16 protein-coding genes are annotated in these 21675 nt (G+C 70.9%); 6 read left to right on the top strand and 10 right to left on the bottom strand.

The annotated features are described in order from the left end of the window. Window position 1: 1 nt before the first annotated feature. Window positions 2-4192: an FxSxx-COOH system tetratricopeptide repeat protein gene (gene fxsT / locus ACYVLJ_RS01050; RefSeq protein ID WP_460437447.1), complete on the top strand. Its 4191-nt coding sequence runs from the start codon at window positions 2-4 to the stop codon at window positions 4190-4192. On the opposite strand, the gene ACYVLJ_RS01045 is transcribed toward fxsT, so the two are convergent. From ACYVLJ_RS01045 to ACYVLJ_RS01035, 3 genes are all read right to left on the bottom strand, one after another. Continuing rightward, entirely contained in the window at window positions 4123-5997 is a 1875-nt protein-coding gene (locus ACYVLJ_RS01045) for an HEXXH motif domain-containing protein (protein ID WP_460437446.1), read from the bottom strand. The two genes, fxsT and ACYVLJ_RS01045, sit on opposite strands and share 70 nt — an antisense overlap. 20 nt (window positions 5998-6017) lie before the next feature. Then, window positions 6018-6194: a hypothetical protein gene (locus tag ACYVLJ_RS01040; RefSeq protein ID WP_451967897.1), complete on the bottom strand. Its 177-nt coding sequence runs from the start codon at window positions 6192-6194 to the stop codon at window positions 6018-6020. A gap of 346 nt (window positions 6195-6540) precedes the next feature. Next, window positions 6541-7719, bottom strand: coding sequence for a TetR/AcrR family transcriptional regulator (locus ACYVLJ_RS01035; protein ID WP_460437445.1), 1179 nt, complete (start codon window positions 7717-7719; stop codon window positions 6541-6543). Between the two features lie 149 nt (window positions 7720-7868). On the opposite strand from ACYVLJ_RS01035, the gene ACYVLJ_RS01030 reads away from it, so the two are divergent. From ACYVLJ_RS01030 to ACYVLJ_RS01015, 4 genes are all read left to right on the top strand, one after another. Next, window positions 7869-9080, top strand: coding sequence for an acetyl-CoA C-acetyltransferase (locus tag ACYVLJ_RS01030; RefSeq protein ID WP_451967894.1), 1212 nt, complete (start codon window positions 7869-7871; stop codon window positions 9078-9080). Window positions 9081-9088: 8 nt separating this feature from the next. Next, window positions 9089-11260: a fatty acid oxidation complex subunit alpha FadB gene (locus tag ACYVLJ_RS01025; protein WP_460437444.1), complete on the top strand. Its 2172-nt coding sequence runs from the start codon at window positions 9089-9091 to the stop codon at window positions 11258-11260. A gap of 188 nt (window positions 11261-11448) precedes the next feature. Beyond that, window positions 11449-11910 (top strand): DUF3761 domain-containing protein, encoded by a 462-nt coding sequence (locus ACYVLJ_RS01020; RefSeq protein ID WP_460437443.1) that lies wholly within the window; start codon window positions 11449-11451, stop codon window positions 11908-11910. Between the two features lie 87 nt (window positions 11911-11997). After that, window positions 11998-13410, top strand: coding sequence for an MFS transporter (locus tag ACYVLJ_RS01015; RefSeq protein ID WP_451967889.1), 1413 nt, complete (start codon window positions 11998-12000; stop codon window positions 13408-13410). On the opposite strand, the gene ACYVLJ_RS01010 is transcribed toward ACYVLJ_RS01015, so the two are convergent. The 7 genes from ACYVLJ_RS01010 to ACYVLJ_RS00980 form a co-directional block, all read right to left on the bottom strand. Next, the gene (locus ACYVLJ_RS01010; protein ID WP_451967887.1) at window positions 13407-14213 is read right to left on the bottom strand and encodes an SAM-dependent methyltransferase; all 807 of its coding nucleotides are present in this window, start codon (window positions 14211-14213) and stop codon (window positions 13407-13409) included. The genes ACYVLJ_RS01015 and ACYVLJ_RS01010 overlap by 4 nt on opposite strands. 39 nt (window positions 14214-14252) lie before the next feature. Continuing rightward, a complete protein-coding gene (locus tag ACYVLJ_RS01005) occupies window positions 14253-14882 on the bottom strand; it encodes a histidine phosphatase family protein (protein WP_460437442.1) in 630 nt (209 codons plus the stop codon). 2 nt (window positions 14883-14884) lie between these two features. Continuing rightward, entirely contained in the window at window positions 14885-15688 is an 804-nt protein-coding gene (locus tag ACYVLJ_RS01000; RefSeq protein ID WP_460437441.1) for a class I SAM-dependent methyltransferase, read from the bottom strand. 43 nt (window positions 15689-15731) lie between these two features. Beyond that, window positions 15732-16532: a class I SAM-dependent methyltransferase gene (locus ACYVLJ_RS00995; protein WP_460437440.1), complete on the bottom strand. Its 801-nt coding sequence runs from the start codon at window positions 16530-16532 to the stop codon at window positions 15732-15734. Window positions 16533-16575: 43 nt separating this feature from the next. Further along, window positions 16576-18138, bottom strand: a complete 1563-nt coding sequence (locus ACYVLJ_RS00990; protein WP_460437439.1) for an acetolactate synthase large subunit — start codon at window positions 18136-18138, stop codon at window positions 16576-16578. 73 nt (window positions 18139-18211) lie between these two features. Continuing rightward, the gene (locus ACYVLJ_RS00985; protein ID WP_460437438.1) at window positions 18212-19597 is read right to left on the bottom strand and encodes an FAD-binding oxidoreductase; all 1386 of its coding nucleotides are present in this window, start codon (window positions 19595-19597) and stop codon (window positions 18212-18214) included. Between the two features lie 139 nt (window positions 19598-19736). Further along, window positions 19737-20495 carry a PE-PPE domain-containing protein gene (locus ACYVLJ_RS00980; protein WP_451967876.1) on the bottom strand — a complete coding sequence of 253 codons (759 nt, stop codon included), beginning with the start codon at window positions 20493-20495 and terminating at the stop codon, window positions 19737-19739. Window positions 20496-20650: 155 nt separating this feature from the next. Between ACYVLJ_RS00980 and ACYVLJ_RS00975 the strand changes: the two genes are divergently transcribed. Beyond that, window positions 20651-21472, top strand: a complete 822-nt coding sequence (locus tag ACYVLJ_RS00975; RefSeq protein ID WP_460437437.1) for an aldo/keto reductase — start codon at window positions 20651-20653, stop codon at window positions 21470-21472. Window positions 21473-21675 lie beyond the last annotated feature (203 nt).

Here is a 21675-nt window from a genome sequence, read left to right as displayed (position 1 = left end):
CGTGGACCGGCCGGGTGGCGGTTCGCCGGGCTCCGGAGCGACCTGGAGCGAGGTCGGCGACGCGCTGTGGCTGGCGGCCGCGATCAGGGACGCGGACACCGGTTCCCCGCGCGCGCCGGGGCCGGAGCACGCCCCCGAAGCGGTGCCGGAAGCACCGCGCCGGGCGCCCGAGCCGGCCGGCGAGCCGCCCGAACCGGTGGTCTCGGAAGCCCGGCCGCCGCACCGGATGGTCGCCGGCCTCTCGCGTGAGGCCGTCGCGTCGCTCTCGGCGAACCCGGGCGCGGGCAGCAGGTCCCCGGCGTCGCCCTTGCCGGGGGCGGCGGACATCGTCCGAGCGCTCCGGCTGCTCAAGCTGACCCGGTCGTCACCGTGGGCGGAAGACGCCGTCCTCGACGAGGAGCTCACCGCGGAGACCGGTGTCCAGGACCGGATCTGGCTGCCGGTCACGGTTCCCGGGCGGGTCCGCGGGCTCGACCTCACCGTCGTGCTGGACACGGGCCCGTCGATGGCCCTCTGGCAGCCGACGATCGACGCGTTCCTCGCCCTGCTGAAGCAGCTCGGTGCGTTCCAGTCGATCCGGATCCGGCTCCTGGCGGCCGAACGCGGTCCCGGCGGCGCCGTGCGGGCCGTGCTCCGCGGCGGCACCGCGGACGCACCGGAACGGCCGCCGGCGGAGCTGTTGGACCCGGCCGGGCACCGGGTGCTGCTGGTGCTGACCGACGGCGCGAGCGAGCTGTGGCGCGACGACCTCGTCGCCCCGCTGCTCGCGCAGTGGGGCGGCGCGATGCCGGTGGCCGTCGTGCACCTGCTGCCGCAGTGGTTGTGGGGCCACGGCGGGCTGAACCCGCAGCAGGCCCTCCTCGAGACCCCCGGGCCGCTCCGGCCCAACGGGACCTACGGCGTCGAGCTGCCGGACGCCTGGCTGACCGCCGACGAGCCCGCCGAGCCGGGACCGCGCCCGGTACCGATCCCGCTCCTCGAACTGGACGCGCGGTGGCTCGGCTGGTGGGCGCGGCTGGTGACCCGGACGCACCGGGACCCCGTCACCGCGACCGTGCTGCTGGTGTCCGGCGAGCCGAACCCGGTCACCCGCGCGGACGACCAGGCACTTCCGGTGACTCCGCAGGAACGCGTGCGGCGGTTCCACGGCGTCGCGTCGGAGCCGGCGTTCCGGCTGGCCAAGCTCCTGGCCGCGGTGCCCGTCACGCTGCCGATCGCCCGGTTCGTCCAGGCCGAGCTGGTGCCGGAGGCGGGCACGACGCACCTCGCCGAGGTGTTCACCAGCGGTCTGCTGGAGCTCCCCGGCGACACCGGCCCGGAGCGGAGCTGGGACGACGTCGTCTTCGAGATCCCGGCGCCGGTGCGGGCGGCACTGCTGGCCGCCGGGCGCCGGTCGGAGACGGCGGAGGTCGTGGTCGCGGCCACCGACCGCTTCGGCGCCGAGTACCCGGTGCTGGTGCGGCTGCGGGACGCGCTGGCCGATCCGGAGCGGGCCCGGCTGCCCGAACCGGCCGTCGAACTGGCCCCGGAGGTGCGGCTGGAGCAGGCGGTCATGCGGGCGCTGTCCGGGCCGTACCTGGCCCGGGCCGACCGGCTGCGCGCGCTGGAGCTCGAGCTGGAAGAGGCCGAGCCGAGGACGGAAGGGCGCGCCCGCCCGGAGGACGAAGAGACCGAGCCGTCCCGGAGCGCCGGGCCGGTGAGCACCGACTCGCCCGCGGTCCTCGGCGAAGTGCCCAGCCGCAACCCGGGTTTCGTCGGCCGGCGCGACCTTCTCGCGACCCTCGCGCGCGAGCTCGACCGCGACTCGCGGGCGGTGCTGCACGGGATGGGCGGGCTCGGGAAGACGCAGCTGGCCATCGAGTACGTCCACCGACACCTGCAGGACTACGACGTCGTCTGGTGGATCCGGGCCGCGCAGGAGATGCAGATCCGGGCGTCGCTGACCGAGCTGGCGCGCCAGCTGCACCTGCCCGGGGCCGACGAGTCGGTCACGGCGGTGCCCGCGGTGCTGGAAGCGCTGCGGACCGGCACGCCCCACGTCCGCTGGCTGCTCGTCTTCGATTCGGCCGAAGCACCCGAGCAGGTCGCCCCGTTCCTCCCCGGCGGTCCCGGCCGGATCCTGATCACCTCCCGCGCACCGGGCTGGACGGGCACCGTCGCCGAGCCGATCGAGGTCGGCCTGTTCGAGCGGGCGGAGAGCAAGGACCTGCTGTGCCGGCGGGACCCGGTGATCACCGACGAGCAGGCCGACGAACTCGCGGGCAAGCTCGGCGACCTCCCGCTCGCCCTGGCCCAGGCGGCGACCTGGCGCGCCGAAACGGGCATGCCGATCGAGGAGTACCTGCGGCTGTTCGACGAGAAGGTCGCCGAGATCCTCGACGCCTCGATGCCCGCCGAGTACGAGGTGCCGATCGCCGCAGCCTGGAGCGTCTCGTTCGACCAGCTGCGGACGCTGGACCCGGCCGCGTACCAGCTGCTGCAGGTCTGCGCGTTCTTCGCGCCCGAACCCATTTCCCGGAACCTGTTCACCGGCGTTCACGGCGTCTCGATCGCCCCGGAGCTCGACCTCGCGCTGCGCGACCCCATGCGGCTCGGCCGGGTCCTGCGCGACATCAACCGGTGCGGGCTGGCCCGGCTCGACCACCGCAGCGACACCCTGCTGCTGCACCGGCTCGTGCAGCTGGTGCTGCGCAACCGGATGTCACCGACGCGACGCGCCGTCATGCAGCACGGGGCGCACATGCTGCTGGCCAAGACCGACCCGAACGCCCCGGCGTCGACCCGGGAATGGCCGCGCTACCAGGAAATCGTGCCGCACATGTACGCGGCCGAGCTGATCGAGAGCGACGACCACTGGGTCCGCCAGCTCGTGATCAACCTGATGAAGTTCCTCTACCACTGGGGTGACCACCACGGCGCCGTCGCGCTCGCGGGGCACGCGGTCCGGCGCTGGTCCGAGCGGTCGCGGGAGCGCAGCGCCGAGGGTCCGGACCCGCAGACGCTCGAAGCCTCCGAGCGGCTCGGGTTCTTCCTCTGCATGCTCGGCCGCTACGCCGAAGCGGCCGAGATCAACCAGCGGACGTTGCAGCTGTACCGCGAGATCGCCGACGAAGACTCCGAAGAGGTGCTCAACGCGCAGCTTTCGGTGGCGGTGGACAAGAAGGCGGCAGGCGACTTCTTCGAGGCCAGGGACCTGAACCTGCGGACCTACACGAAGGCCAGCAAGCTCTTCGGCGTCGACGACCCGGTCACCCTCGACGCGGCTTCCGACCTGGTCGTCTCGTGGCTGCTCACCGGCGAGTACGAGAAGGCGCACCGGCTCTGCACGGAGACCTACCGCCTCCGGCACCAGGTGCTGGGCCAGGACAACGCGGCGACGATCACCACGTTGACGCTGCTGGTGATCAGCCGCCGCGAGCTGGGCGACTACACGTGGGCCCGGGTCGAGCAGGAGAAAGTGGTCCAGCGGGTGCGCGAGCTGTTCGGCGAGGGCACGGTCGGGGTGTTGCGGCGCAACCACTTCCTCGCCGTGGCCCGGCGCAAGGACGGCGACTTCCCCGCGGCGCTGACGCTTTCGGGCCGGGCGCTCGAGCAGTTCCGGCTCAGCTACGGCGAAGCGCACCCGAACGCCGTGGCGTGCGCGCTCGCGCACTCCATCGACTTGCGCCACGCGGGCCGCCCGGACGAAGCCCTCGAGCTGGGGCTGCGTGCCTTGGAGCTCTACCGCCGCAGTCTCGGCGAGCACCACCCGCACACCGTGGCCGCCGAGGTGGACCTGGCTGTCACGTTGCGTCGGCGGGGAAACGCCGAAGCCGCGGTGCGGCAGGACGAACGGTCGCTCGAGCGGCTCCGCGACCGGCTCGGCGGCGACCACCCGCACACCATCGCGTGCGCGACGAACCTGGCCAACGGCTGGTTCGAGCTGGGCGAGCTGGAACGCGCTTTGTTGCTCGACACCGAAGTGCTGATCCGGGCGCGCAGCACGCAGGGCGACCACCACCCCGGCACGCTGGCGGTCCGGCTCAACCGGGCCATCGACCTGCAGCGGCTGGGCCGGGACCTGGAGGGCCGGGCCGAACAGCTGGCCGTGGTGGCCCGGCTCCAGCACGTGCTGCGGGACGGTCACCCGATGCTGGCGGCGGCCGAAGGCGGCGTCCGGGCCGAATGCGACATCGACCCGATGCCGCTGTAGCCCTGGCCGAGCCATTCGGCGAGGTCCTCGACCGCCGGGGGTTCGGGCGTGCCGGTCCGCAGGTCCCGGTGGACCGCGCGGACCAGTTCCGGGCAGCGCAGCAGGGTTTCCGCGGCGCCGCTGCCCGTGCCGGACAGCGTGAGGCCGAGCCCGACGAGCGCGGCCGGGCTGTCCGGGTCGGCCGCGAGCACGGCCCGGTAGCCGGCCGCGGCGTCGCCGATCCGCCCGTCCACGTACGCGTAGTCGGCTTCGAGCGCGCCGTGGACCTTCCGCCAGAGCTCCGCCAGCCGCGCCTCGCCGTCATCGCCGAGCCGCAGCCGGACGAGGTCCGTGCGGGCGTTGTGCCATTCGCCGTCCGAAACGGTGTCCAGGACGACGGATCCCGTGAGGTCGACGGCGGGTGGCCGGGGGTCGCCCGCCAGCCACGCGCTCACGAGCTCCTTCACCGTTTCCGGCGCGGGCCGGAGGTGACGTGTCCGCCAGCCGGCGTAGTGGTCGGTCGTCAGGGTGTCCGCCCAGTCCGCCGCTTCGGCCGGGACGGGCAGGTCCTGCCACGGCCTCAGCTGCTGCGCGATCCCGTCGAGGAAGCGCTTCCCGGCGTCGGTCAGCGCCGGGTCGTCCCGGACCGCCAGCAGCGTCCGCCAGGTCTGGCCACGCCAGTGCGCGAACTCGAACGCCGCGAGCCGGTCGGCCGGGGCCGCGGCCGAAAACGCCATCCAGCACCACGTCACGCCGAAGAAGGCGTAGATGCCGTGGACGACGCCGCCGAGCGGTCGCGGGTCCTCGCGCCAGGGTGCGTAGAGCCGTTCGGTGCGGTCGTCGTCGTGCAGCCGGACCAGGTGCAGGAGCCCGCCGAGCCGGATGTGGTGGAACTCGTGAACCAGCGCGGCCGCCAGCGGCGCCGGGTCGTCGGGCTCGGCGATCACCGCACTGCCGAAGGCTTCCCCGGTCGACGCGCTGGGCAACCGGAAGGGGACCGCGGGCGCCGGGACGACGGAGTCGAGCCCGGCCGGCAGGGCCGCGGCGAACTCCGGCAGGTGGTCGGCGATCATCCGCCAGGCCCGGCCGAGGACGTCCCGCCAGGCTTCGAAGGCCTCGGGGCGCAGCCGGTCGGGGGCGACCGGCTCGAACAGCCCGCGGTACGGGTCGACGTCGTCGATGCGCAGCTTCAGCCTGGCGTCCCCGGAGCCCGGCGCGATGGTCCGGATGCCCGACCAGCCGTCGGCGTCGGTCGCCGGGTCGGCCGGCAGGGTCACCGACGCGTGCTCGTTGGCTATCCGGACGACGCCGTGTTCGCTGCGCACGCGGGCGACCGAGAACGTGTCCGGGTGCGTGAGCCGGGCCAGCCCGAGCGTGGGCAGCGCGACCCGGCCCTCCCAGGCCGGGACGTCGAGCACGAAGCCGAGCCCCGCGTGGACGGCGGCGGCCGCGGCAAGGGCGTGGATGTGCCCGACGATCATCCACGGTGGCTGCGAGGGAGTCAGGTGCTCGTGGAGCATCCGCGTCGCGTAGCCGGCCCAGAAGCCGGTGTACGGATGGGCGAGCACCGTGTTCAGCGCTTCCGGGGCCGCTTCTTCGACCTGGGTGAGCAGTTCCCAAGCTGCCTCGGGAGAGGGGAGTGGTCCCGGCACCGCCGCGGCTTCGTCGATCAGCCAGCGCAGCAGGAGCAGCCGCCGGCTGCGTTCCACGGCCCGCAGCGCGCGCACGCCGTCGGCCCCGCCTTCGCCGCGGGCCAGCTGGTCGAACATCGCCCAGGACAGGGTGTGGGGGGCCGGTTCGGAAACTGCGTGGTTCGGTCTCGGCACGCGAAAAACCTTTTCCTGGATCAATCGACCCGCTTGGCCCCGCCGCTCGAGCTGGCCGTGACGGGAATGTGGGCGGTCCGTTCGACGGCGTGCCGCAATGAACGTCGAAGCGCGACGGAGTCGAGTGCGCGCAGCGCGGACAGCGGCATGGCACCGAGATCGAGGAGTTCGCTCGAGATCTCCGGGTCTCCGCGCATAGCGACGTCCCCTCTCAGTGGAGCCGGTCTGGAGGGGTGAAAACCTAGCAGGCAAGCGAATCGCTGCCGAAGGCGAGGCATCGTTCGACGTTTCCCCAGGTGGCGACCGTGCGAGTCATTCTACGCGCTCCGGCGATTCTCGCGGCGGCCCGCGCACCCGACTTCGCTGTGTTACTTCCGTGTCCACACACGGGAGTCAGTGGCGTTCGGTGCCGGATCCGGTCATCCGAACGGTCATTTCCGGGTGGGTGATTTTCCGCTTCCGGTCGCGTTTCCGTGATGTTTCCCGGCGAGATGTCCCAGAATTGTCACCCGAGTGGTTCGAAACGCCACCGGTCCGGGGATATTATGTCACGCCGAGGACAGTGTGGAGCAAAGTCGTCAGCTCGGCTTCGAAGTGGGGCCGGGACGCCACCCGTCGCGTCCGGGCCAGGTCGTTAGCGATCGTTAACCCCGCGTGGGCCGTGATCTTCGCTTCGCGCGGGGGCAGCTCCGGGCGCACCGCCGACAGCAGCGTCACCCACTGGGCGACGTAGTCGCGCTGGACCCGCAGCAGGTCCGCCTTGTCGCGGTCCGGCATCGTCACGCGGTCGGCCGAGAACGAGACGAGCAGTTCCGGCGTGTGGAGGATCGTGTGCACGTACGACGCCGCGAGCCTGCGGAGGGCGTCGTGTTCGTCTGATGCCTGTAGTGCGCGCTCGGCCGCCAGGGCCAGGCGGTCCGCCGCGCGGTGGCCGATCGCCACCATCAGGGCCGCTTTGCTCGGGAAGTGGCGGTAGACGCTCGGGCCCGCGATGCCCGCCGCCGCGCCGATGTCCTCCATGCTGACGTCGTGGAAGCCGCGCTGGGCGAACAGGCCGGTCGCCGCCGCCAGGACCTGCTCGCGGCGGGACGGGGTGCCGAGGCTCAGCGCCGGTTCGGAGGGGGGTGAAGACGGCGTCGGGAGTGTGGCGTTGAGCACACCGAGCGCCAGTTCGACCAGCAACTGGGCGAAGCGGCGGCGCGCCACCGACGTGTGGTGGACCGACACGCTGCCGAACACCGACAGCGCCGCCCAGCAGAGCAGCTCCGCGTCGTCGGCCGCCAGCTCCGGGCGTCGCACCTGCAGTGCCTTCGACCACGACGTCAGCGCGAGCGTCGAACGGCGGGCGATTTCGCGCTGGTCTTCCTTCGGGAGGTGACGGCCCTCCCAGCGCCACAGCGCCGCGATCTCACGGCGTTCGACGGCCTGCGTCGCGAGCCGGCCGAGGAGGGATTCCAGCTGGTCGGCCTGCGAAACCGAGTCCGACAACGCCTCCGCCGTCGCCGCTTCGAGGTCTTCGAAGCCGCTGAGGACGACGTACGCCAGGATCGCCTGCTTGTCCGCGAAGTGCCGGTACAGCGCCGGCCCCGTGACGCCTGCCGCGTCCGCGATGTCCTTGATGCCGACGCCGGGGAAGCCCCGCGCGCGGAAGAGCTCCGCCGCCACCGCGGCCAGCTGGGCCTTGCGGTCGCGGGGGCGCACGTTACGCACGGAGTCGGTCATGGTGAGTCGACGATAGCGGCTAACGGCACAGGTGCAACCCATTGACACCATGGGGTTGTCCGGCGATATGTTAATGGTCATTAGCACTACTGGCCGGTATCATCGGCCACGGTACGAAGACGTCCCACACGCTCGCGAGGAGTTGTTCTGTGAGTAGCGAGGCCTACATCTACGAGGCGATCCGCACGCCTCGCGGCAAGAACAAGGGCGGTGCCCTGCACGGCACCAAGCCGGTCGACCTGGTGGTCGGCCTGATCAACGAACTCAAGGTCCGCCACCCGAACCTCGACCCCGCGGTGATCGACGACGTCGTACTCGGCGTCGTCTCCCCGGTGGGCGAGCAGGGCGCGGTCATCGCGCGCACCGCCGCGCTGAACGCGGGCCTGCCCGAGACCGTCGCGGGTGTGCAGCTCAACCGCTTCTGCGCCTCCGGCCTGGAGGCCACCAACACCGCCGCGCAGAAGGTCCGCTCCGGCTGGGACAACCTGGTCATCGCCGGCGGCGTCGAGTCGATGTCGCGCGTGCCGATGGGCTCCGACGGCGGCGCGCTGTTCATGGACCCGGCCACCGCGTACGACAACTACATCGTCCCGCAGGGCACCGGCGCCGACCTGATCGCGACCATCGAGGGCTTCTCCCGCGAGGACGTCGACCGCTGGGCGGTCCGCTCGCAGGACCGCGCCGAGGCGGCCTGGTCCGGTGGCTACTTCGCCAAGTCCGTCGTGCCGGTCAAGGACATCAACGGCGTGACCGTGCTGGACCACGACGAGCACCGACGTCCGGGCTCGACCATCGAGGGTCTCGGCAAGCTCAAGCCCGCCTTCGCCGGCATCGGCGAGCTGGGCGGCTTCGACGCCGTCGCGCTGCAGAAGTACCACTCGGTGGAGAAGATCAACCACGTCCACACCGGCGGCAACTCCTCCGGCATCGTCGACGGCGCCGCGCTGGTGCTCGTCGGCTCCGAGCAGATCGGCAAGACCTTCGGGCTGACGCCGCGCGCCCGGATCGTGGCGACCGCGTCGATCGGCTCCGAGCCGACGATCATGCTCACCGGCCCGACCCCGGCCACCGAGAAGGTGCTGAAGACCGCGGGCCTCAAGCCCGAGGACATCGACCTGTGGGAGCTCAACGAGGCGTTCGCGTCCGTCGTGCTCAAGTGGATCAAGGACCTGCACCTCGACGAGGAGAAGGTCAACGTCAACGGCGGCGCGATCGCCATGGGCCACCCGCTCGGCGCCACCGGCGCGATGCTGGTCGGCACCGTGGTCGACGAGCTGGAACGCCGCCAGGCGCGCCGCGCCCTGGTGACCCTGTGCATCGGCGGCGGCATGGGTGTCGCGACCATCATCGAGCGGGTGTGAGGACCACAATGGCCGAGAGCAAGACCATCCGCTGGGAGCAGGACTCCGACGGCATCGTCACGCTGACCCTGGACGACCCGAAGCAGTCGGCGAACACGATGAACGCCGACTTCCGCGAGTCGCTCGGCGTCACCGTCGACCGCCTGGAGGCCGAGAAGGACTCCATCACCGGCGTCGTCATCACGTCCGCCAAGAAGACGTTCTTCGCCGGCGGCGACCTGAACGACCTCATCCAGGCGAAGCCCGAGAACGCGGTCGAGTTCACCGAGTCGTCGAGCCTCATGAAGGGGCAGATGCGGCGGATCGAGCAGCTCGGCAAGCCGGTCGTCGCGGCGATCAACGGCGCCGCGCTCGGCGGCGGTCTCGAGATCGCGCTGGCGACGCACCACCGCATCGCCGCCGACGTCAAGGGCAGCCAGATCGGCCTGCCCGAGGTGACGCTGGGCCTGCTGCCCGGCGGCGGCGGTGTCGTGCGCACTGTCCGGTTGCTGGGTATCCAGAGCGCGCTGCTGAACGTCCTGCTGCAGGGCCAGCGGCACCGCCCGGCCAAGGCGCTCGAGCTCGGCCTGGTGCACGAGCTCGTCGGCACGGTCGAGGAGCTCGTCCCCGCCGCGAAGGCGTGGATCAAGGCGAACCCCGAGGGCGGCGTCCAGCCGTGGGACGTGAAGGGCTACAAGATCCCGGGCGGCACGCCGTCGAACCCGAGCTTCGCGGCCAACCTCCCGGCGTTCCCGGCGAACCTGCGCAAGCAGATCAAGGGCGCGAACATGCCGGCGCCGCGGGCGATCCTGGCCGCCGCGATCGAGGGCGCGCAGGTCGACTTCGACACCGCGATCCTGATCGAGACGCGCTACTTCATCAGCCTCGCCACCGGCCAGGTCTCGAAGAACATGACGAAGGCGTTCTTCTTCGACCTGCAGACGATCAACTCCGGCGGTTCGCGGCCGGACGGCTTCGAGAAGTACACCGCCAAGAAGGTCGGTGTGCTCGGCGCGGGCATGATGGGCGCCGCGATCGCGTACGTGTCGGCGAAGGCCGGCATCGACGTCGTCCTCAAGGACGTCTCGCAGGAGGCGGCCGAGAAGGGCAAGGGCTACGCGGAGAAGCTCGAGCAGAAGGCCCTCTCGCGCGGCAAGACCACGCAGGAGAAGTCGGACGCGCTGCTGGCGAAGATCAAGCCGACCGCCGACCCGGCCGACTTCGCCGGCGTCGACTTCGTCATCGAGGCCGTGTTCGAGAGCGTCGAGCTGAAGCACAAGGTGTTCGGCGAGATCGAGAGCGTCGTGAACGCCGACGCGGTCCTGGGTTCCAACACCTCGACGCTGCCGATCACCACCCTCGCCGAGGGCGTGCAGCGCACCGAGGACTTCATCGGGATCCACTTCTTCTCGCCGGTCGACAAGATGCCGCTGGTCGAGATCATCTGCGGCGAGAAGACGTCGCCGGCGACGCTGGCGAAGGTCTTCGACTACACGCTGCAGATCAAGAAGACCCCGATCGTCGTCAACGACAGCCGCGGCTTCTTCACCTCGCGCGTCATCGGCACGTTCATCAACGAGGCCGTCGCCGCGCTGGGCGAGGGTGTCGAGCCGGCGTCGATCGAGCAGGCGGGTTCGCAGGCCGGCTACCCGGCGCCGCCGCTGCAGCTGATGGACGAGCTGACCCTGACGCTGCCGCGCAAGATCCGCAAGGAGACCCGCGAGGCGATCGAAGCCGCGGGCGGTACGTGGAAGGCGCACGCGTCCGAGGCCGTCATCGACAAGATGCTCGACGAGTACGACCGCAAGGGCCGCTCGACCGGCGCGGGCTTCTACGAGTACGACGCCGAAGGCAAGCGCGTCGGGCTGTGGCCGGGCCTGCGTGACGCGTTCAAGTCCGGCTCGACCGAGGTGCCGTTCGAGGACCTCAAGGAGCGGATGCTGTTCGCCGAGGCGCTCGAGACGGTGAAGTGCTTCGACGAAGGCGTGCTGACGTCGGTCGCGGACGCCAACATCGGCTCGATCTTCGGCATCGGCTTCCCGGCGTGGACCGGCGGTGTCATCCAGTACATCAACCAGTACGAGGGTGGCCTGCAGGGCTTCGTCGACCGGTCCCGCGAGCTGGCCGCCCGGTACGGCGACCACTTCGAGCCGCCGGCTTCGCTGGTGGAGAAGGCCGCCAAGGGCGAGATCTACGAATAAGCCGTAAGTCCGTGAAGGCCTCCTCGCGTCGCGAGGGGGCCTTCACGGCGTTTCACAGCGCTACGCGCGTTGTCCTCCACGACAGCGGCTTCGTAGCCTTCGCGCGCGAAGCGTCGAGTCCAAGGGCGTAACAAACACTCCGGAGCGAGCGACTCTGCGGCATTGGTTCGCGTAGCTAAGGGGTGTTCGTGAGCAAGAAACTGGGGTTGATCCTGGCCGCAGGCCTGCTGGTCGCGGGGTGTGGCGTCGGTGCTCCGCAGGTCAAGGACCCGGGCAGCGTCGGCGTTCTCGAAGCACCGGCTTCGACGTCTTCGACGCCGGCGTATTCCGTTCCGGTCACGACGGAGACGCCCACGTCCGAGGCGCCGGTCGCCACCACGGCGGCACCGGTGACCACACCGCAGGCCGTCGCGCCGAAGACGACCGCGGCGGCGAAGCCCAAGACCGCGCCGAAGAGCACCGCGCAGGCCGCGCCGAAACCCGCCGAGTGCGGCGCGGACTACTACGTGAACTCGAGCGGCAACTGCGTCCACCGGCCCAGCGACAACCCGTCCGGCGCGACGGCGCTCTGCAAGGACGGCAGCTACAGCTACAGCCAGCACCGCTCCGGCACCTGCTCCGGGCACGGCGGCGTGCGCACCTGGCTGTGACGAGAGCACCAATCGAGGCGGAAATCCCCCAGTGCGTGGGTACAGTGCATGAAGTTGCATGATGCGTACTAACTACGCACTGGGGGTGTGGTGGTGTCCCGACCCGGACGGTCCGGTTCCGCGATCGTCGTGGTGCTTGCCTCGTGCGGGCTGGTCGCTTCGTTCATGCAGACGCTGGTCGTGCCGCTCATCCCGGTGTTCCCGCGGCTGCTGAACGCTTCGGCGGCCGACGCGTCCTGGGTCGTCACCGTGACGCTGCTGGCGGCGTCCGTCATCACCCCGGTGAGCGGGCGGCTCGGCGACCTCTACGGCAAGCGGCGGATGATCCTCGTCAGCCTCGCGCTGCTCATCGCCGGTTCGATCGTGTCCGCGACGACCAGCGAGCTCGGGTTCCACATCCTCGGCCGCGGCCTGCAGGGCTGCGCGATGGGTGTGATCCCGCTCGGCATCAGCATCATGCGCGACGAGCTCCCGCCCGAACGCGTCGGCGGCGCGATCTCCCTGATGAGCGCGACGCTCGGGGTGGGCGGCGCGATCGGGCTGCCGGTCGCGGCCGTCGTAGCGGAGAACGCCGACTGGCACGTGCTGTTCTGGATGGCCGCCGCGCTCGGGTTCGCCTGCGCGCTGCTGATCGTCGCCGTCGTGCCGGAGTCGCCGCTGCGCACGCCCGCGTCGTTCGACTACTTCGGCGCGTTCGGCCTGGCCGCCGGGCTGCTCTGCCTGCTGCTGCCGGTCGTGAAGGGCGGCGCGTGGGGCTGGACCAGCCTGCCGACGCTCGGCCTGGCCGCGGCGGCGGTCGTCATCCTGCTCGGCTGGGGCGCCTACCAGCTGCGCCGGCGCGACCCGCTGGTCGACCTCCGGGTGTCCGCGCGCCGCCCGGTGCTGTTCACGAACCTGGCGTCGATCATGGTCGGCTTCGCGCTGTACGCGATGGCGTTGTCGTTCCCGCAGCTGCTGCAGGCGCCGGCGTCGACGGGCTACGGGCTGGGCCAGACCATGGTCGAGTCCGGGCTGACGCTCGCCCCGAACGGCCTGGTGATGATGCTGCTCTCGCCGGTTTCCGCGCGGCTGATCGCCCGGTTCGGCCCGCGCCCGACGCTGATGAGCGGCGCCCTGGTGATCGCCGTCGGGTACGCGTTCGCGATCGTGCTGATGGACAACGCGCTGGAGCTGATCACGGCGTCGGTGATCATCGGCGCGGGTGTCGGGATCGCGTACGCGGCGATGCCGGCACTGATCATGGGCTCGGTGCCGGTCACCGAAACGGCGTCCGCGAACGGCCTCAACTCGCTGATGCGCTCGGTCGGCACGGCGATCTCGAGCGCGGTGATGGCGGCGATGCTGGCCCAGCTGACGATCACCGTGGGCGGCCTGCCGGTGCCGTCGCTGTTCGGCTTCCGGGCGACGTTCGCGGTGGCGGCGTGCGCCGCGCTCGCGGGCGTGCTGCTCGCGGCGCTGGTCCCGAAGACGAAGGTGGCGCCGGAACTGGTCGCCGTCTAGTCCTTGCGCGCCACCAGGGCCAGGCCGCCGCACTCGACGGGGTTCGCCGGGACGTCCGCGGGGGAGTCGGGCCGCCACTCCGGGATGAAGACGATGCCCGGGTCGACGATCTCGAAGCCGTCCACCAGCGCGCGCAGTTCGTCGGCCGAGCGGGGCGTCACCGGGTTCGCGCTCTTCTGGTACATCGCCACGGCCCGCGCCGTCCCCGCGCTCTGCTGTTCCGGGGTCGCCGACGACATCGCCAGGTAGCTGCCGGGCGCCAGCGCGTCGCGGTAGGCACCGATCAGCCGGGCCGGGTCGCGCTCGTCCGGGATGAAGTGCACGAACAACGCCATCACGACCATCACCGGCTGGTCGAGGTCCAGCATCATCTCGGTGGTCTCGTGCTCGAGGACGTCGTCCGGGAACTCGGCGTCGGCGTGCACCATGGCCGCGTTCTCGTTGTCTTCCAGCACGATCTCGCTGTGCGCGACGGCGACCGGCTCGTTGTCGACGTACACGACGCGCGAGGTCGGGTCGATCGACTGCGCGACTTCGTGGACGTGCCCCACCGTCGGCATGCCCGAGCCGATGTCGAGGAACTGCCGGATGCCCTGGTCCATCCCGAACCGGATCGCGCGGCGCAGCCACTGCCGGTTCAGCTGGGCCCGCTCCCGCGCGTTCGGCTGGGCGGCCAGCACCTGGTCGGCGAACATCCGGTCGACGGCGTAGTTGAGCTGCCCGCCGAGGATGTAGTCGTACACGCGCGCGGGGTTCGGCTTGTCGAGGTCGATGCCGCGCCGCGCGTACTCGTCTTCACTCATCGCCGCTCCATGATCGGTGGTGACGGCGAGGATAGCGGGTCACCCGATCAAGTGGCTCGTGTCGTTCAGCGTGTGCAGCGTCCGGTTGCCGAATCGGTCGTCTTCGTGCAGCACGGTGATGCCGCCGGCACTCGCCCGGAACGACGCGTACGCGCACGCCGTGACAGGCAGGCCCAGCCACGCCGCGACGACCCAGCTCAGCGAGCCGCCGTGCGTGACGACCACCTGGTGCTCGCCGGCCGCGGCGCGGATTCCATCCACCGCGCGGTACACGCGGGTCACCCACTCGAGCTTGGTCTCGGCGCCCTCGATCCCTTCGTCGTGGTCGAGCCGTTCGCCCGTGGCCGGTGGCGGCACGAAACGCTCGTCGAGCCACGCCTGAGACCGTCCGCTGGCCTGGCCGTAGGACTTCTCGCGGAGGTCGCGCACGAGCGTGGGCTCGACGTCGAAGAGCCGCGCGATCGGCGACGCCGTCTCGACCGCGCGCCGGAGGTCGGAACTGTACAACGCGATCCGCGCCGTCCGCGGGACGAGCTCGTAGAGCCGGGCGGCGACCGCCCCGGCGTGCAGGCGGCCACGGGCCGTCAGCGCGGAGTCGAACCAGCCGCCGACCCGGTTCTCGACGTGGTGGGTGGCTTCGGGGTGCGTGACGACGTAAACCCAGCGCACGGCTAATCCTTGCGGGCCACCAAAGCCAGCTGACTGGCCAGCTCCGGGTGGGCGCCGACCTCGGCGGGGTCGTCCGGGCGCCACTCCGGCGTGAACACGATCCCCGGCGGCACGAGCTCGAAGCCGTCCAGCAGCGCGCGCAGTTCGTCCTTCGACCGCGCGACGACTTCGGTGCCGCTCTTCTGGTAGAGCGCGGCCGCCTGGCGGACCTCCTCGCCCTGCCCCTCGAACGTCCCCGACGACAGCGCCAGGTAGCTGCCCGGCGCGAGGACGTCGCGGTAGGCGGCGATCAGCCCGGCGGGGTCGCGCTCGTCCGGGATGAAGTGGATGAACGCGGCCATGACGACCATCACGGGCCGGCCGAAGTCGATCAGCCGCTCGGTGGTGGGGTGTTCGAGGACCTCGTCCGGCAGCTCGGCGTCGGCCTGGACCATTTCGACGTTGTCGATGTCCTTCAGCACGATTTCGCTGTGCGCGACGGCCACCGGCTCGTTGTCGACGTAGACCACCCGGGCGGCCGGGTCGATGGCCTGGACCACCTCGTGCACGTGCCCGACGGTCGGCATGCCCGAGCCGATGTCGAGGAACTGCCGGATGCCCTGCTCGGCGCCGAAGCGCACCGCCCGGCGCAGCCAGCGCCGGTTCAGCAGGGCCAGGTCCTTCGCCTCCGGCCGCACCTCGAGGATCTTCTCGGCGAACATCCGGTCGATGGCGTAGTTGAGCTTGCCGCCGATCAGGTAGTCGTACACGCGCGCCGCGTTCGGCTTGTCGAAGTCGATCCCGCGCGCCGCGTGTTCGTCGGTCATCGCCGCTCCTCGCCGTCGGTGTGACGGCGAGGATAGCGGCCGTTCACTCCTTGCGGCCCACCAACGCCAGCCCGCCCGACAGCTCCGGCGGGTCCTCGAGCGGCCCGTCGGGGCGCCACTCCGGCGTGAACACGACGCCCGGCGGAAGGATCTCGAAGCCCTTCACCAGCGCGCGCAGTTCGTCGGGCGAACGCAACGTCAGGGGCGTGCCGCTCTTCTCGTACAGCGCGACCGAGCGCTGCGACTCCTCGCCCTGCCCTTCCCACGTGCCCGACGACAATGCCAGGTAGCTGCCCGGCGCGAGGACGTCGCGGTAGGCGGCGATCAGCCCCGCGGGGTCCCGCGAGTCCGGGATGAAGTGCACGAACGCCGCCATGATCACCATCACCGGCTCGCTGAAGTCCAGGAGGGCTTCGGTCGCCGGGGCCTCCAGGACTTCGTCCGGGTACTCGGCGTCGGCCTGGACCATCGCCGCGTTGTCGTTGCCCTCCAGCACGATCTCGCTGTGCGCGACGGCGATCGGCTCGTTGTCGACGTACACCACGCGCGACGTGGGGTCGACCTCCTGGACGACCTCGTGCACGTGCCCGACCGTCGGCATCCCCGAGCCGATGTCGAGGAACTGCCGGACGCCCTGCTCCGCGGCGAACCGCGCCGCGCGCCGCAGCCACGCCCGGTTGACCAGCGCCATGTGCCGCGCGTTCGGCAGCACGCTGAGGATCCGGTCGGCGAACATCCGGTCCACGGCGTAGTTCAGCTCGCCGCCGATCATGTAGTCGTACACGCGCGCGGCGTTCGGTCTTTCGAGGTCGATGCCCCGCTTCGCGTGTTCGTCTTCGCTCATCGCCGCTCCCGGGCTCAGGGTGTGCCCGGGAGAATAGTCCGGTTCACAGCAGCGGCGGCACCACGGCGTCGATGAGGTGCGGTCCCGGCTCGGCGAAGGCGCGCTGCAGCTGCTCGGCCAGCTCTTCGGCCGTCGTCGCGCGGGTCGCCGGGACGCCCATGCCCTCCGCGATCTTCACGAAGTCCATGTCCGGGCGGGACAGGTCGAGCAGCTCGTTCGCCTTCGGGCCGCCCGACTCCGCGCCGACGCGCTGCAGCTCCATCCGCAGGATCGCGTACGCGCGGTTGTTGAGCAGCACCGTCGTGACGTTCAGGTTCTCCCGCGCCTGCGTCCACAGTGCCGAGATCGTGTACAACGCGCTGCCGTCCGATTGCAGGTTCAGCACCGGCCGGTCCGGTGCCGCGATGGCGGCGCCGGTCGCGACGGGCATGCCGTATCCGATCGCGCCGCCGGTCAGCGTCAGCACGTCGTGACGCGGCGCGCCGGCCGTCGCCATCGGCAGCATCAGGCCGGACGTGTTGGCCTCGTCGGCGATGATCGCGTTCTCCGGCAGCAGCGCCCCGATCACGTCGACCCAGTTCTGCGGGGTCAGCGGACCGCTGGGCAGCGCGGGCCGGGACGCCTGCGCCAGCACGGGTTCGGTGTCCGCGGCGACGAGGTCGGCGACCTCGTTCAGCGCGCGCGTGACGTCCTGGCCTACCGCCGCGAGGCTGTGCACCTGCGCGCCTTCGGGCACCAGGTCGCTCGGCTTGCCCGGGTAAGCGAAGAACGACACAGGCGCCTTCGTGCCCGCGACGACGAGGTGCTTGACCCCGTCGAGCTGGTAGGTGACCTGCTCCGCGAGGTAGCCGAGCCGCTCGATCGTCGGCAGGCCGGCACCGCGCTCCAGCCGCGCCGGGAACGTCTCGACGAACACCTTCGCGCCGGTCGCGGCCGCGATCCGGCTGGCGGCACGCAGGCCTTCCTCGCGGCACGCGCCGCCACCGATGAGCAGCGCGACCGGCTCGCCGGTGCCGAACACCGCGGCGACGTCCTTGACGGTCGTCGCGTCGACGGTCTGCGGAACGCGCGGCGGGATCGGCGCACACGTCTCGCCGCCTTCGCCCCACGAAGCGTCCGCGGGCAGGATCAGCGTCGCGACCCGGCCGGGCGCGTCCTGCGCCGCGGCGACCGCGGCGGCGGCGTCCGCCCCGACGTCCTTGGTGTGCTCTGAGCGGCGCACCCAGCCTTCGAGCGAGCTCGCGATGGACTCGATGTCCGACTCGAGCGGCGCGTCGTACTGCTTGTGGTAGGTCGCGTGGTCGCCGATGACGTTCACGATCGGCGTGTGCGCGCGGCGCGCGTTGTGCAGGTTCGCCAGGCCGTTGCCCAGGCCCGGGCCGAGGTGCAGCAGCGTCGCGGCGGGCTTGTCCGCGATGCGCGCGTAGCCGTCCGCAGCCCCGGTGACGACGCCTTCGAAGAGCGCGAGCACGCCCCGCATCTCCGGGACGGTGTCGAGCGCGGCGACGAAGTGCATCTCCGACGTGCCGGGGTTCGCGAAGCACACCTCGACACCGGCGTCGACCAGCGTGCGGATCAGGGACTGGGCGCCGTTCAGCTCACTCATGCGCACACCTCGCTGACGCTCGGCGCGGCCTGAGCGGCAAACGCAGTGTTGAATGATTCGTTCGCAAGCTCACTCATGCTGTTCCTTCGGGGAAGAGAACGCCGGGGTTGAGGATCCCGGCGGGGTCGAAGCTCTGCTTGATCCGGCGCATCAACTCGATCTTCGCCGGGTCTTCGAGGTCCTGGTGGTACTTCGCCTTGGAGCGGCCGAGACCGTGCTCGCCGGAGATCGCGCCGCCGAGTCCCATCGCGTGGGCGAAGATGTCGGTCAGGAGCTGCTTCCGCTTGTCCGCGTCCTTGCAGAAGATCGCGAGGTGGACGTTGCCGTCGCCGGCGTGCCCGCAGCCGAGCGCACCGCCCCCGGCGGCCATCGCCAGCTCGCGCGCCTTGGTGATGAACTGCGGCATGGCCGTGCGCGGCACGACGACGTCGATCACGTCGTCGGCGCCGGCCGCCTTCGCGGTCCAGAAGGCCTTTTCGCGGGCTTCGATGAGCTTGCGCGCGGCGGGACCTTCGAGGACGTAGACGTCGGTCGCGCCGAGCTCTCCGAGCAGCTCGCCGACCGTCTCGACGTCCTCGTGCAGGCGTCCGTTGTCCCGGTTCTCCAGCGCCACCACGAGGTACGCCTCGCTGGTCTCGCGGATCTTGTCCGGGACGCCGAGCTCGAGCTTCTCGTTGTAGACGATCGCGGCCATCGTCATGTTGTCGATGTACTCGAGGATGTGCGGCGCGAGCCCGCTGGAAACGATCGCCGGCACCGCGGCCATCACCTGGCCGAAGTCGCCGAACGGGGCGAGCACCGTGGCGCCGTGCGTGAGCCGCGGGTACAGCTTGACGGTGATCTCGGTGGCCAGCGCGAGGGTGCCTTCGGAGCCGATGATCAGCTGCGTGAGGTCGTAGCCGGTGGAGATCTTCGACGTCTTGCCGCCGGTCCGGAGGATCTCGCCGGTCGGCAGCACGGCCTGCAGGCCGAGGACGTTGTTGCGCGTGACGCCGTACTTCACCGCGCGCATCCCGCCGGCGTTGGTGCCGACGTTCCCGCCGACACTCGCGCTCAGCTCGCCGGGGTAGACGGTGTAGCTCAGCCCCGCTTCGGCGGTCTTGGCGTCGAGTTCGGCGAGCGTCACACCGGGCTGTACAACGGCGACGTGGTTGCCCGTGTCGACTTCGAGTACCGCGTTCATCCGCTCGAAGGAGATCAGCAGGCCGTCGCTCTGCGGGCGCGCGGCGCCTGAGAGTCCGCTTCCCGAGCCTCGCGCGGTGACAGGCACGTTGTGCTCCGAAGCAGCCTTCAGCAGCTCCGCGACTTCTTCGGGGGTTGCCGGCTTCGCGACGTACGCAGGCTTTTGCGGCTCCGTGGTCAACGCTTCGTCGTGCGCGTAGTCCTCGGAAATCGCCTCGCCGGTCAGCAGGTTCTTGTCCCCGACGATCTCGGCCAGCCGTGCCGCCACGTCGCCCATCGACAGCCTCTCCTCCGCACCGTTGCTGTGGTTACCGCAGCGTAGTACGTACCGCCGGTACGCCGCTATGAAGGTTTTTCACATTAGCGCGGAGCGGTCCGGGCGGGCGCCTTCGCGACGCCTGCCCGGACCGCCGGGATCAGCCGATCGGCCACGGCGGACGGCAGTCCTGCCGCGGCAGCTCGATCGACGAGTTCGTGTACACGCCGTCGGCGAGGGTGTTCTCCATGATCGGGCGTTCGACGTAGCACCAGTGCTGCGCGAAGTAGCCGCCCGGCGCTTCGGGTGTGTCGAAGTGGCACACCCCGTCGGTCTGGATGCAGTAGCGGATGTACGGGATGCCGCCGAAGTCCGTCCGCCCCGGACCGAACGAGACGTACCCCCCGAACGGCGACGGTGCGCCCGCGCCCTGCGGGATCACCGCGCTGATCCCGCGTCCCGGCGGGCCGACCGGCTGCATCGGGTCCGCGTAGAGCTTCGCGTTGAAGTGGCCCTTGTCGACGTCGACGACGCCGTCCGCGATGTCGTTCAGCAGGAAGTTCGCGACGATCGCGCCCTGCGAGTACCCGACGACGGTGAATTCGCCGCCCGGGTCTTCGTGGAACGAATCCTGCGCGACGCGCTTCGCCTCTTCCCGGCCGATGGCGACGCTCTGGTCCATCGGCGTCTGGCCGCACGGCCCCGGCAGCCCGGACGCGCCGGCCGGGTAGTTCACGACCTTGCGGATCCCGCCGCGCAGCCACGCTTCCTGGTACTGGTCGGCGTTCCCGTTGCAGGTGCCGCCGATCAGGATGTAGTAGTGCGCGCCGTCGGCGTGGGCGGCCGGCACGGCCACGAAGCCGGTGACGAGCGCCGCCACCGCCGCCCCGATCAGCGAAAGCCGTTTCAGGTTTTTCATTGCGCAGTCCCCTCCATCAGTTGATCACTGCGGCGGCGACGTTAGGGAGGGCCGATGAAATCCCGATGAAACCTGTGATCAGGCGGTTACAGATCAGGATTTAGCTGTGACTAAATCTCTGGCGGGTGACGGCCAGGCGCGTGAAGCTTTCCGGCATGACATCGACGTACACCTTCGAAGACGGCTTTTCCGTGCGGCGGCTGGGTTTCGGCGCCATGCGGCTGACCGAATGGGACCACGTCCCCGACGGTGCCGCGGCGGTCGCGCGCCGCGCGGCCGAGCTCGGGGTGACGTTCTTCGACACCGCCGACGCGTACGACCTGGGCTTGAACGAGGAACTGCTCGCCGACGCCCTCCACCCGTACGAGGGACTGTTCATCGCGACGAAATGCGGTCACGCGCGCCCGAGCCGCGGCGAATGGGTGCCGCTCGGCCGGCCCGAATACCTGCGGCAGCAGGCGGAGCTTTCGCTGCGGCGCCTGCGCGTCGAGCGGCTCGACCTGCTGCAGCTGCACCGGCTGGACTCGAAGGTCCCGCTCGCCGAACAGGTCGGCGCGCTCGCCCGGCTGCGGGACGAGGGCAAGGTCGCCCGGATCGGGTTGTCCGAGGTCACCGTCGCGCAGCTGGCCGAAGCGCGGGCCGTCGCGCCCATCGCGAGCGTCCAGAACCGCTACAACCTGACCGACCGCACCTCCGAAGACGTCCTCGTCTACTGCGAGCGTGAAGGGATCGCGTTCGTGCCCTGGTTGCCGATCGCGCGCGGTGACCACGCGGCGGCGGGCGGAGTGCTCGGAAAGGTCGCGGCCGACCTCGGAGCGACACCCGCCCAGGTGTCGCTCGCGTGGTTGCTGCGTCGAGCGCCGGTGGTGCTCCCGATTCCCGGGACGTCGTCGCTCGCGCACCTCGAAGAAAACTGTGGTGCCGCCGGGATCACGCTTTCCGACGACGATTTCGCACGGTTGGGGAAACTCGCGTAAAAACGGCCCGGCCGCGGTTTCCCGCGGCCGGGCGTCCGGTTCTGGCCTGGCTCAGACGAGCCAGCCGAGAACGTGCGCCAGGTGCGCCAGCGCGCCGGAGATGATGTCGTGGCAGTAGTGGGCGTGCTGGGCGAACATCTGCATGGAATGACTCCTTGTCGAATAACTCATTGATTCCCTGGAGAGCTCCCCGTGGGGAGCGG

It is taken from the genome of Amycolatopsis stemonae (genome assembly GCF_054781455.1).
The sequence above is the reverse complement of the archived record's forward strand: the minus strand, read 5'-3'. Positions and strand labels throughout refer to the sequence as shown.